We start from the raw sequence: 12,550 nt of genomic DNA on the forward strand, positions 1-12,550 counted from the left end.
TCAATAGGCCGTCAACGCTTGCTCCGATGCGTGTCGTTGACCGTCTGAAGAATGGCATCGGCGATGTTCCGCGCGGCTTTGGGCCGCGCAAGCGCGCGCGCGGCCCAACCCATCTTGCGGCGTCGATCAGGATCGGCTGCCAACGCGGCCATGGCTCGAGCCAGATTCGCTGCGGTGTCTTCTTTCGGCTCGACATGTTCGACCATCATCGCCGCCCCCTGGTCGACGAAGACCTGAGCGTTCGCCCGTTGGTGGTCGTCGGCGGACTGCGGATAGGGAAGCAGGATCATCGGAAGTCCGGCACACGCAAGTTCGGCCAAAGTAGTGGCCCCCGCTCGTGAGATAATCCAATCAGCGTTTGCGTATTCACCTGGCATATCACGAAAGAATGGCTCGACGACGGCGGAGATCCCCAGCTCACGATAGGCCTCGGCGATCTGAGCGGCCTGTCGTGGCCCCGATTGGTGCGCGATTTTCCAGAGGATGCGATCGCCTTTCAACTGACGGATCGCAGATACGACTGCGTCATTCAGCGATTCGGCCCCCTGACTGCCGCCAAGAATCAATAGTCGGATTGTCCGGCTGGTCAGGTCTGCAGAAAGCGGCGCTGCCCGATCGTAGAGCACAGCGATCTGTTCACGAACGGCGTTTCCCGTCATGACCACGTCACTGGTTGCCCGCAATCGCAATCTGGATTGTTCGAACGAAATACAAACTCGATTGGCGAACCGACAAAGCCAACGTGTCGTACGCCCCGGGATGACATTTTGTTCCAGTAGGACGACAGGAATTTTAAGTCGACTCGCGGCCCAGACCAGCGGAGCGCTCGCGAACCCACCCAGACCGATGACGGCCGTCGGTTGCAGTTCCAATAGCAGACGCGAGGCCTGTCGGCAGGCTCGTCCATTCTGCCAGAGGAAACGAAACGGGTTCCGCTTCAGTGTGGTCGAGGGTTCGACCGGAAGCACCTGATGCTCAAAGTGATGTTCGCTGACAATCATCGATTCAATGGCGCGTGTGGACCCCACAAAGACAATGCGCGACCCAGGATCATCCGCAAGCAATTGATGCGCGACGGCGATGCCTGGGAACAGATGGCCTCCCGTACCGCCACCAGCGAAAATATAGGTTGCTGCGGACGTCATCGACTGGTGAACTCGGCTTTCGTCGGTTGAGCTCGAGACGGTTTTCATCGAACGAGAATCATGGCTCGCAACACAATCTGAAAACGAAATTCGTGAGACCTTCAGTCTGAGCGAAGTTTTTGCAACATGCCAGCCGCTCTTGAGCGGTTTTTGCCGATCACAAGCAGTGGTCCTGAATTTTGCGTCAGGCTGAGTCAGCCAAAATGACTTAATCGCTCATTGAATTGCGATGCATATAAATCACTTAAAACAACTTACGACTTAAGTCACAAAAGGACAATCAGCCTTAATCGATTGATATTCACATTGATTCACCTGCGCAATCTCACGTAGAACCCGCAGACCTACGGCCCACAGTCTTCGGCGCCGTCAAACTCCCCGTCGTGCACAGCCCTCAAATCGAGTCAAAGATGGCCAACATTCGCGCAAAAAGCCATGTGAACCTGTTGCACAATACACTCTTGAAGCCAGATCGCGCATCCGCCATCGTGCCGGGGCGACACCTTGCAGACGCTCGAGGGCGACGTCTGGCGCGAGCCTGTGCCCGAACAGTCTGTCTCGCGATTCTCTCGTGGATGTCCACGGCAGCAGCCATGGGGCAGTCCATCAATGTGGGAACCTCTGTCGACTTCAATGCCGCCATTCAAACGATCAACAGCAATCCGACGACGGCCTACACGCTCAACTTGACGAGCGGATTCACCATGGGGCAGCAGTCCCCCGACTTCGCCAGCAATTCGAATATCACGCTGACGGGCAATACGAACACGATCGATGGGGCAGGATCTTACCAGCCGCTGATCATCGATAGTGGAACCGTCACACTGCAAAACCTAAGCATTACCAACACCGGACAACCCACCATGGTCAATGGGGGCACACTGGTCGATAAAACGGGTAGCCTACAAGGAGACGTCATCAACAATGGTGCTGTCGCGTTCAACACGTCCGACAGCTTTACCTACACGGGCGACATGTCAGGAACCGGTAGCGTGCTTGTCACGGGAACCGGAACGATCACCTTCAATGGCTCGAACAGCTACACCGGCGGCACAACGGTCGATGCCTATACGACCCTGGTGGGGACAACGGACAGTATCCAAGGAAATATCGTCGACAATGGTGTTGTCACATTCAATCAGTCGACCGCTGGAACATACGCGGGTGCGATCTCTGGTGCTGGAAGCGTCGTGATCTCCGGAACGGGAGCAGTCACATTCACCGGCGCCAATAACTATTACGGCGGAACAACGATCTCCCAAGGCAGCACACTCATTGGATCGACCGACAGCCTGTTGGGAGTCATCACAAACGGCGGAACGTTGAAAATCGATCAGGCCACCACAGGCACACTTGCCGGCAATGTGATCGGGACGGGAAGTGTCGTGATCGGTGGTGGTGGAACCGTCAACCTGATCGGAGCGAATTTCTACAGCGGGGGAACCACGCTCACCAGCGGTACGACGGTGATTGGGAATACTGACGGTATTCAGGGCAATTTCGTGAACAATGGCTCCGTGACCATCGATCAGAATGCCGTAGGGACCTACCGAGGAAACATGTCTGGCGCCGGGTCAATGACACTGACCGGTGGAGGGACCATCACATTCACAGGAGTCAACAGTTACACCGGAGGCACGTCCATTGGTAGCGGCACGACGCTGATTGGATCGACGAGCAGTCTTCAAGGGAACATCGACGTCAACGGTCTCTTGAAAGTTTCACAGGTTGCGAGCGGTACGTTGTCGAGCAACATTAGCGGGAACGGCAGCGTCGAAATCAATGGTGCAATTTCCATGACGGGTCACAATTCCTACTTGGGAGGAACCACGGTCGACGCGGGAGGATCGCTGACAGGGACCAGCCTCGCCGTCCAAGGCAACATCGTCAATAACGGGTCGGTGACCTTCCAGAATATGAACGCGTTGATTCCTGGTGGCGGCGGAGGTGTCGTCACGCCGGCCATCGTGATTCCGGGCATGACGTCATTCACCAATACCTATTCTGGGAACATGTCGGGAACCGGATCTGTCCACCTGACGGCGGGCGGTCCGTACTCGTTCTTCGGGACGAATACCTACACCGGCGGAACAACCGTGGATGCCAACGCACTCCTGTATGGCAACACGAATAGCATTCAGGGAAACATCGTCAACAACGGCCTGGTGGAAATCAGCCAAGGAACAAATGGAACTTATGCAGGCAATATGTCGGGAACGGGTGGGGTGGGGATTGGTGGCGGTGGTACGTTCACGTTGTCCGGAACAAACACGTATCTCGGCGGCACGACGCTCGGCAGCCTGACGACGTTGATCGGAACAACCAACAGCCTGCAGGGCCCTATTCTGAATGACGGCACGGTTCGATTCGATCAGACCACAAGCGGCACGTTTGCTGGCGCAATGAATGGAGCCGGGAAGGTCGAAATCAGCGGAACAGGACCGGTAACGTTTTCGGGAACAAACGGCTACAGCGGCGGGACGACGATCAACACCGGCAGCATCTTGATCGGCACCACGAACAGCCTGCAAGGTGCGATCACGAACAATGGAACCGTTCGTTTCAGCCAATCGGCAAGCGGGGCTTATCTGGGAAACATGACTGGAACCGGTCATGTCGACATCAATGGATCGGGCACGGTCGGATTCTTTGGGACCAACACCTACACTGGCGGCACATCGATTAACAATGGCGCGACCCTTTACATCGGCGGCACGACGAGTGGTTCACTCGATGTCAATAATGGCGGCACGCTGCGTGGTTATGGCGCGGTTGGAAGTACCTTCGTGCATGCCGGTGGGACGATCGCTCCCAATATTTTGAACGAACCTCAAGTCACATTCGCCCCCATCTATATCAGTTATCCACTTCCGACGACTTCCGATCCAACGGCCTACAGTTTGAAGATCGATGGTCACTTTACTCAGGGGACAGGCAGTACCTACACAACCGCATTGAGTGCCCAGGGGAATGATCAAATTAAGGTCACCGGCGCGGCCGAGATCCAAGATGGCGCCCGCCTCAACGTCGTTGTCGATTCAGGAACTTACACCGTTGGCAAAAAATATGACATTTTGACGGCGGGCGATGGAATTAGCGGCAAATATTCGACGGTCGCGTTTTCTTCGTTCAATCAACACATTGAGTTCGTACAGGTCTACAGCCAGAACGACCTGACCCTGGTGGTCAATTCCACGCTGGCGGGGTCGGCCACTTCCGCCAATCAGTTGGCGATCGCGAGGGCCATCGATCAAAGCAGTGGCGTTGCAACGGGCGACTATGCCAATGCTGTCACCCAACTCACCTTGCTGAACGGCGGAGCGCTGACAGGAGCCCTCAATCAACTGTCCGGCGGGATCTACCCCAACTTGGGCACGATCGAACGTCAGACGACAACCGTGGAAATGCAGCTTCTTAGCAACCGTCTGGCGGGATTGTCCGGTCCCGGTATTCCCCCGGTGAATGTCGCACAGCGACCGACAAACGTAAGACTAGTCTCACGACAGATGGAGAGTGACCCCACCCTCATTCCGGGTGACGGGCGAGTGGCCGCACAGGGCTCGGGCTGGACCACCTGGGGACAAGGTTTCGGCTTGGGCGGTAGCCTCAACGGCGATGGCAATGGAAGCGGCGTCAACTATCGCCTGGGTGGGACCTTGTTCGGAATCGAACGCTGGCTCGGCGAGAGGACCCTGGTCGGTGTGCTGGGAGGATACTCGTACACATCGCTCCACGATCGCCAGGACAGTTCGAACGCCAACATCAACGGCTTCCAGGTCGGCCTGTATGAACTGCACCGAGCCGAATCACTGTACCTGTCGAACATTGATGCCTTCGGAAACAATCAGTACGACGTGACCCGCCCGATCAATTTCGGAAACGTTTCTCAAACCGCGACGGGAAGCATGAACGGAAACCGCTGGTCGCACTACACCGAAGCAGGCATGACGTTTGAGGCCGACGAAATCCGCATTCAACCTTTTATCGGCCTCCAGTACATGTATCTCGACCAAGGGGGCATGACGGAATCAGGCGCCGGGACCTTGAACTTGAGTACCGACCACCAAAGCATCAGCAGCGTCCGAAACAATTTTGGTGTCAGGGCGTATCAGGAGGCAACCTGGGGCAACACACTCGTGATTCCATCGATCTCGGCCAGTTATCAGCACGAATGGGGCAATGGGACTCAGTTGGTCACGTCATCGCTGGCCGGTGCACCGACCGTCCAGTTCACCACGGCCGGAACCAAAGTGGGTCGCGATTTCGGACTGTTCACGCTGGGCGGAACCGCGTTCTTAACCGACAATTTAAGCGTCTATGGCCTGGTCGATGCGCAGGTGGCATCAAATTATTTTGCGGTGATCGGATCAGGCGGGGTGCAGTACGCGTGGTAGACGCATGAATGGCGTCGGCGTTTGCCACCAACGCCATTCTCATTGTGAACGAAATCATGCGCGGCTTTTGTCACGGCTGGCGGCGAAAAACCGGGCTGGTCACGCTGGTCCTGGCCTGCCTGTGTATGTGCGGCTGGATGAGAAGCACCTGGGTTGTCGACGAACTTCTCTGCGTGACTGATCGTGACAAGCTGCACGCGATCTACACCTGCCGAGTCGGAATCGGCTGGAGCAAATTGCACAAAACGGTGTCCGCCTCCGACTTCGTACCGCCATTTGGATTTCGATCGCTGCAGTCAGGTTCATTCACTTTGACATCCAACTCCATGGTGCGTCCATTCAATTGGAACCGCGATGGGACGCACAATTGGGGTTCGCAATTCCTTGGCTTTCGCTCCGGGACTTGGGAATGTCGGACAACTCCCCCTGCGCCCCTCGAAGTCAGCGAAATTCGGGTCTGGATTGCACCCTATTGGATATTCGTCTGGCCGCTGGCGCTGACGTCCCTTTGGCTGATATTCCGAGTTCCGCCGAAATCGTCCCTCGAAAAATGCGACACCTGCGATTCCGAATGAACATCGGGCCAGAGTGAATTTGGCAAGGTCGAGTTCCCATGGCCGTCGAATCTAAGTTCATTACCGGTTTCACATTGTCGCAAATCGGATGCTTGCCTGCCGTTCGCCGGGCAACCAAGCGGATGGGGCCGCCAAATCTTTCGGGGCCCGATCCCGTGCGTCTCGCCGCCGGAAAAATCCACTGTTTTGCACCAATCACAACGAATCTGCCGCGTCCCAGAACCTGACGATGATTGCGGGTGTCAGAGCGAAGCGAGTATCATACGGGGCTGGTGATTTGCCCCGATTTGGGCAGGTTCTCGCCAGAAAATTCCAGGTTCGAACGGCGGTTGAGAGGAAAACGTACTGTGTTTGGAACAATGGCGATGGTGGGAGCGACCGGCGCGGTGGGTCGCATCATGTTGCAGCTTCTGGAAGAAAGGCCGATGCTCGCCAAAACGTATCGGTTTCTCGCTTCATCCCGTAGCGCCGGTTCCAAACTGAAATTCAAAGACCGCGAGTACACCGTCGAGCTGCTCGAACCAGCCGCCTTCAAAGGCGTCGATCTGGTCATCGCCAGCACGCCAGATGAAGTTGCGGCCGAGTTTCTGCCGCATGCCGTTGCCGCCGGATGTAAAGTCATCGACGAATCGGGCTTTTTCCGTATGAAGCCGGATGTCGCTCTGGTCATTCCGGAAATCAATCCGCAAGACGCCCTGAATGCCAAAGGGATCATCGCCAGCCCCAATTGCTCGACGACCCAGATGGTTATGGCGCTGAAGCCGCTGCACGACGCCGCCAAAGTCAAACGCGTGATCGTCAGTACCTATCAGGCGGTCAGCGGCGCTGGCCTGCAAGGGACGGAAGACTTGATCGAAGGAACGCGAGCTAACCTGGCGGGCACGGCTTACGAACACAAAGTGTTCAAGTCGCCGATCGCCTTCAATGCCATCCCCCAGATCGGCGGATTCAAGGAACAGGGTTACACCAGCGAAGAAATGAAGATGGTCTACGAGACTCGCAAGATTCTCGGAGATCAATCCATTCTGGTCTCGGCGACCTGCGTCCGCATCCCTGTCGCCAACTGCCACAGCGAAACGATTCTCGTCGAGACCGAACGACCCGTCTCGGTCGAAGAAGCCAAGAAGCTGTTCGCCGCCTTCCCCGGAATAAAGGTTGTCGATGACGAAACGCAGGGCGGCTATCCAATGCCCAACACCTGCACCGGCAGCGATCTGGTGTATGTCGGCCGAATTCGCAAAGACCTGACCAATCCTAACGGGCTGAATTTCTGGTGTGTCAGCGACAACCTTCGCAAGGGAGCCGCCACAAACGCCGTACAGATCGCGGAACTGCTGGCCAAGCATCACAAGGCTTGATTCTGGCGTTCGAGCTGAATCAAGCAGGTGTTGTGTCAGTCACAACGGAATGACGACCGGGTTTACCATCGAAGTCGTCATTTATACTGAAACCCTGAAGAGCGCTGGCACTGCCAGTGGCACACAAGAAATGACATTGGGGCGAAATCCGAGACGACGTCTGTCCAACTCGGATGCGCGAATTTCATTCCTCCGCAACTGAGTGCCGAAGAGCTTGTTCGGCAGAAACTCTAGAAGAATCGACAATGCAGTCATTTTCTTATCGCAACGGTGACCTCTATTGCGAAGATGTTTCGGTTTCGAAGTTGGCCGAACAATACGGCACGCCGCTTTGGGTGTATTCCAAAGCGTTCATCCTCGGACAACTGAAGCAGATTCAAACCGCGTTCGCCGAAGTGGACCCGGTCATTTGCTACTCGGTCAAAGCGAATTCCACGCTGGGCATCCTGCAAGTGATTCGCGATGCGGGCTGCAGTTTTGACGTCGTATCGGGCGGCGAACTCTATCGCGTGAAAGCTGCCGGGGCCGAAACAACAAAGGTCGTTTTCGCAGGGGTTGGCAAGACCGACGAAGAAATTCGATTCGCTCTCGAGAGCGATATTCTGATGTTCGACGTCGAAAGCGAACAGGAACTCGATGCGATCGCCGCCGTCGCCGGCAGCATGGGTCTGGTCGGTCGCGTGGTGCTGCGACTGAACCCGGATATCGATGCCAAGACGCATTCGAAGACAACAACCGGGAAGAAGGGGAACAAGTTCGGCATGGATATCGAACGGTTCCGCGAACTGGCCGCGAAAGTCTTGCGAGACAAGCGGCTGGCACTGAAGGGCATTCATATGCACCTTGGTTCGCCGATCCTCACGACGGATCCTTATGCGGCCGCCGGACGCAAAGCGGTCGAAGTCGTCGAAGCACTGCGCCGCGATGGACACGATATCAACTGGATCAACCTCGGCGGTGGTTTCGGAATCAGTTATCGCGGCAACGAAGGATTGCCAGCGTCAGCGTATGCCGAAGTCATTGTTCCGTCCGTGAAGGAAGCCAAGTGCCGCTTGGCGCTGGAACCCGGCCGATTCGTCGTCGGGAACTCGTGCGTGCTCGTCAGCCGCGTGGTCTACACCAAGCGAGAAGGCGGAAAACTGTTCGTGATTCAAGACGGTGCCATGAACGACCTGATCCGTCCGGCAATGTACGACTCGTTCCATCGCGTCTGGCCAGTCAAGCCGGCCGTGGCCATGCCAGATGACGTCGAAGGGGAAATCCCCGGCTGCGAGAAAACCGACGTCGTGGGGCCGATCTGTGAATCAAGTGATTACTTTGCCAAGGACCGGTATCTTCCTGCGATGAAGCGGGACGACTTGCTAGCAACGTTCAGCGCCGGGGCGTATGGAACGGCGATGAGTAGCAACTACAACTCGCGGCCACGTGCGACGGAATTGCTGGTCGACGGATCGACGGTCAAAGTCATTCGCCGTCGTGAGACCTACGAAGATCTGGTCGCGCACGAACTGGGCTGATCACAGACCATTCCACGAAAAGGTCCGGCATGCAGGCAGCGAACAGGTCAGAGTTCGACACGATCGTGCTCGGCGTTGGCGGGATGGGTTCCGCTGCCTGCTTCGAGCTTGCACGGCGCGGGCAGCGTGTCTTGGGCTTGGAGCAGTTCTCGCTGGTTCATGATCATGGCAGTTCCCACGGCGAATCGCGGATCATCCGAAAAGCGTACTTTGAGCACCCGGACTATGTGCCGCTCTTGCATCGTGCCTACGAACGCTGGCACGCACTGGAACACGCGACAGGACAAGAACTCTTCAGCCCGACGGGACTCGTCCTGTCGGGACCGCCTGACGGCGAAACGATTCAAGGAGCCCGGCATTCCGCGAATCTGCACGGACTGGACCTGATCGACCTGACTCCAGCCGAAGCATGCCAGCGTTTCCCCGGCATGCAATTTCCCGCGGACCACGCCGTCGCCTTCGAACCAGGAGCCGGAACACTGTTCGTCGAACAATGCGTCCGTGCGCATCTCGACGAGGCGGTGCGGCATGGTGCAGTCCTGCATGAGCAGGAACAGGTTCTGAACTGGTCTTCTGACGGACAGACGATTCGAGTCCGCACCAGCGTCGGTGAATACCGGGCAAATCACCTGGTGATCACCGCTGGCGCATGGGCGAACGAGTGCCTTGTCGATGTCGGGGTCGCGCTCACGGTCCTTCGCAAGTTCGTGGGCTGGTTTCCCATTCAACGTGCGGGCGAGTACTCAGCCGCCACGGGAACTCCCACCTATTTCTTCGAGTTGGGGCAGCATACGTTCTATGGCTTCCCCAGTTTCGACGGTACTTCTCTCAAGATGGCCGAACATTCGGGTGGTGAACCCGTTGCCGATCGGAGCCGAGTCGATCGGGAATGCCATCCTGCGGACCTGGATCGATTGCAGTCGTTTTTAAGTGCACAACTACCGGGAATTGGCCTCAAACCCGTCAAGCACTCCGCTTGCCTATACACGATGACGTCCGATCAGCATTTTGTGGTCGACCGGCATCCGCGTTGGAAAAACGTCGCATTCGCAGCCGGCTTTTCGGGACACGGATTCAAATTCTGCTCGGTGATTGGCGAAATTCTGGCCGATCTGGTCACCGAAGGGCGGGCCTCACTGCCAATCGAGTTCTTATCGCTGGCGCGACCGGGCCTCGAGTTTCGCCCGAAATAGCCTCGTCTTGGGATTCCCCTGCCTTTGATTTCCTCTGACTTCCCTCGTTACCAAGCTCCTCGGCATATTGCATGGTTACCAAACTCCTGCTTGGCAACGATGCAAGCGTCTTGGAATTCTCCAAGTCGCATTCCCGCTCAGTAGAAACTGAAATCGCAAGGGGCGTTACCAAGCGGGAGCTTGGAAACGAGGGAAAAACTTCCGTTTGGTAACCGGAGAAGATGGAAGAAAAGCGGGTAGATACGCGGCGTAATCCCACACGCCTGTCTCGGCTGACCAAACCCAAAAAGTTCGGTACAATCCTCTCATCATGGCAGGAAATTCATTTGGACAGGCGTTTCGAATCACGACGGCGGGCGAAAGCCACGGGCCCGCGAATGTGGTTATTCTCGATGGCGTTCCCCCCGGCATCCCGCTGACGGTCGACGATTTACAGGTCGATCTCAATCGCCGTCGGCCCGGCCAAAGTCACATCGTGACTCAGCGTGACGAATCCGACACGCCCGAGATTCTGTCCGGTGTGTTCGACGGACGGACAACCGGGACGAGTCTCGCCATTCTGATTCGCAATCAGGATCAGCGCAGCAAAGACTACGGCAATATTCAGCACGTGTATCGCCCCGGTCACGCCGACTACAGTTTCGACGCAAAGTATGGCTTTCGTGACTATCGCGGTGGGGGACGCTCGAGCGCCCGTGAAACCACTGTACGCGTCGCGGCGGGGGTCGTCGCCAAAAAGATCCTGCAGCAGGCATTTGACGGTCGGGTCGTCGGATATGTCACACAGGTGGGCGACGTGAAGGCCACTGTCACGAATCCTGCGAGTGTCACACTGGATCAAGTGGAAAAATTGCCCAGCGGCGAACCAAACATCGTTCGCTGTCCTGATCTTGTTGCAGCGGCGAAGATGATCGAACTGATCGAAACGATTCGAAAAGAAGGCGATTCGATCGGCGGAGCGGCCGAGATTGTTGCGATCAATATTCCCGCCGGGCTGGGTGAACCGGTCTTCGACAAAATCAAAGCCGATCTGGCAAAGGCCCTGTTCAGTCTGCCGGCCGTACTAGCCGTCGAATACGGGATTGGATTCGGCTGTGTCGCGATGCGCGGTAGTGAGCACAATGATCACTTCCTGCCCGATCCTGAACATCCCGTCCACGGACATCCGGGAATCACGACCCAGACGAATCGGCACGGCGGAATGCTGGGAGGAATCACGACCGGGCAACCGATCATTCTCCGTGCCGCGGTAAAACCGACCAGCAGCTTGCCGATTGAACAGCCGACAGTCACCAATCAAGGTGAAGCCACGACCATCCGCACGAAAGGCCGTCACGATCCGTGCCTGCTGCCACGGTTCATTCCAATGGCCGAAGCCATGGTCGCGATTGTTCTCGCCGATCACTGGCTGCGCTGGCGCAGCCAGACAATTTGCTGAAAGAACGCATGGTCGGTGCCTCTGGGCATCTCAAATGCCCCAAGATCGTCAGTCCTCCGCGAACTCTGTGTCTTCGTGCCTCCCCTCGCGTCAATGTGTGGGGAGCCATAATCGTCGTCACAGGGATTCAGCAAAGTCACTGACCGATCTGATTCTCGCTACGAAGTTGCCGTGCCCGGGCACGAAGTTCTTCGTCGGGAACGATCTTCTTTGGCGCAAGGTCAAACGAAAACACACGACGATCAGTGACTCGACGTGGTGAGAAGTTGTCGGCGAAGAACTCGATGACCGGCCACTGGTACCAGGGAGCGGGAACGGTGACGAGTTCCGTTTTGGTCTCGTATCCGTCCTTGATCATCGTGACTTGTCGTGTTCCGTAGTACAGGAAGTCGGCCGACGCCGGCGAGTAGCCAATTTCGCGTCCTTCCAGCAACACCATCGCTCCCGGTGGATTCGAAACGAATGTCATGCGGCGACTGACGCAGCCGGTGGCTGAAGTGCTCAAAACCAACAGGACCAGCGCGAACATTTCCCTTCGGAGATATTTCCGCGGCTGCGTCTGAAATCGGAGAAATGAGGACATCGTGACACCTGTCGAATCGATTCACGTGGCCACCCAAAGCGAAGTCTTGCCAAAAACACTCTGAGTGAACGCCCGCAGTATAGATCTCCCTTCAAAACCCACCTAGAGCAGTTGCATTTGGCATGTAACTGCTTTCAAAGTTTTGTGTTACAATCAATCTCGTCGCCACAATCGAGGGGGCAGCCTCCTCTGTTAGAATCTTAGGGCCGGTGCGTCAGTTTCATGCGACCTCTCGAAGTTGTCAGCGTTTTGCTGTCTCTCGAATCGTCACGTATGACTATCTTGCAACCTCCCCCGTACTTTTGTGGGTATCCGAATCACATCCTGTTGAAATCGGGAAGGGGCGA

Annotated in this window: 9 protein-coding genes; 7 read left to right on the forward strand and 2 right to left on the reverse strand. The window is 56.5% G+C overall.

Annotated elements, in window-relative coordinates:
- Positions 1 to 11: 11 nt before the first annotated feature.
- Complete coding sequence (murG, locus tag OSO_RS0116810) at positions 12 to 1,193, reverse strand: undecaprenyldiphospho-muramoylpentapeptide beta-N-acetylglucosaminyltransferase (RefSeq protein ID WP_010584394.1); 1,182 nt, start codon at positions 1,191 to 1,193, stop codon at positions 12 to 14.
- Between the two features lie 362 nt (positions 1,194 to 1,555).
- Here murG and OSO_RS0116815 point away from each other — a divergent pair, with 362 nt between their 5' ends.
- From OSO_RS0116815 to aroC, 7 genes are all read left to right on the forward strand, one after another.
- Positions 1,556 to 5,539, forward strand: a complete 3,984-nt coding sequence (locus OSO_RS0116815; RefSeq protein ID WP_010584395.1) for an autotransporter outer membrane beta-barrel domain-containing protein — start codon at positions 1,556 to 1,558, stop codon at positions 5,537 to 5,539.
- 8 nt (positions 5,540 to 5,547) lie between these two features.
- The gene (locus OSO_RS0116820; RefSeq protein WP_010584396.1) at positions 5,548 to 6,114 is read left to right on the forward strand and encodes a hypothetical protein; all 567 of its coding nucleotides are present in this window, start codon (positions 5,548 to 5,550) and stop codon (positions 6,112 to 6,114) included.
- 38 nt (positions 6,115 to 6,152) lie between these two features.
- Positions 6,153 to 6,341 (forward strand): hypothetical protein, encoded by a 189-nt coding sequence (locus OSO_RS0116825; protein ID WP_010584397.1) that lies wholly within the window; start codon positions 6,153 to 6,155, stop codon positions 6,339 to 6,341.
- Positions 6,342 to 6,461: 120 nt separating this feature from the next.
- Positions 6,462 to 7,472 carry an aspartate-semialdehyde dehydrogenase gene (locus tag OSO_RS0116830; protein ID WP_010584398.1) on the forward strand — a complete coding sequence of 337 codons (1,011 nt, stop codon included), beginning with the start codon at positions 6,462 to 6,464 and terminating at the stop codon, positions 7,470 to 7,472.
- Between the two features lie 245 nt (positions 7,473 to 7,717).
- Positions 7,718 to 8,989, forward strand: a complete 1,272-nt coding sequence (lysA, locus tag OSO_RS0116840; RefSeq protein WP_010584399.1) for a diaminopimelate decarboxylase — start codon at positions 7,718 to 7,720, stop codon at positions 8,987 to 8,989.
- 29 nt (positions 8,990 to 9,018) lie between these two features.
- A complete protein-coding gene (gene solA / locus OSO_RS43865; RefSeq protein WP_010584400.1) occupies positions 9,019 to 10,182 on the forward strand; it encodes an N-methyl-L-tryptophan oxidase in 1,164 nt (387 codons plus the stop codon).
- Between the two features lie 310 nt (positions 10,183 to 10,492).
- The gene (gene aroC / locus OSO_RS0116850) at positions 10,493 to 11,620 is read left to right on the forward strand and encodes a chorismate synthase (RefSeq protein ID WP_010584401.1); all 1,128 of its coding nucleotides are present in this window, start codon (positions 10,493 to 10,495) and stop codon (positions 11,618 to 11,620) included.
- A gap of 136 nt (positions 11,621 to 11,756) precedes the next feature.
- Here the strand turns inward: aroC and OSO_RS0116855 are convergent, their stop codons facing one another.
- Positions 11,757 to 12,203 (reverse strand): PEGA domain-containing protein, encoded by a 447-nt coding sequence (locus OSO_RS0116855; protein WP_010584402.1) that lies wholly within the window; start codon positions 12,201 to 12,203, stop codon positions 11,757 to 11,759.
- Positions 12,204 to 12,550 lie beyond the last annotated feature (347 nt).

Source organism: Schlesneria paludicola DSM 18645 (assembly GCF_000255655.1).
Lineage (GTDB): Bacteria > Planctomycetota > Planctomycetia > Planctomycetales > Planctomycetaceae > Schlesneria > Schlesneria paludicola.

Bases quoted from the DNA above. Each gene is read 5' to 3' on its own strand.
- murG (WP_010584394.1), bottom strand. From the start codon at position 1,193: ATGAAAACCGTCTCGAGCTCAACCGACGAAAGCCGAGTTCACCAGTCG.
- OSO_RS0116815 (WP_010584395.1), top strand. From the start codon at position 1,556: ATGGCCAACATTCGCGCAAAAAGCCATGTGAACCTGTTGCACAATACA.
- OSO_RS0116820 (WP_010584396.1), top strand. From the start codon at position 5,548: ATGGCGTCGGCGTTTGCCACCAACGCCATTCTCATTGTGAACGAAATC.
- OSO_RS0116825 (WP_010584397.1), top strand. From the start codon at position 6,153: ATGGCCGTCGAATCTAAGTTCATTACCGGTTTCACATTGTCGCAAATC.
- lysA (WP_010584399.1), top strand. From the start codon at position 7,718: ATGCAGTCATTTTCTTATCGCAACGGTGACCTCTATTGCGAAGATGTT.
- solA (WP_010584400.1), top strand. From the start codon at position 9,019: ATGCAGGCAGCGAACAGGTCAGAGTTCGACACGATCGTGCTCGGCGTT.
- aroC (WP_010584401.1), top strand. From the start codon at position 10,493: ATGGCAGGAAATTCATTTGGACAGGCGTTTCGAATCACGACGGCGGGC.
- OSO_RS0116855 (WP_010584402.1), bottom strand. From the start codon at position 12,203: ATGTCCTCATTTCTCCGATTTCAGACGCAGCCGCGGAAATATCTCCGA.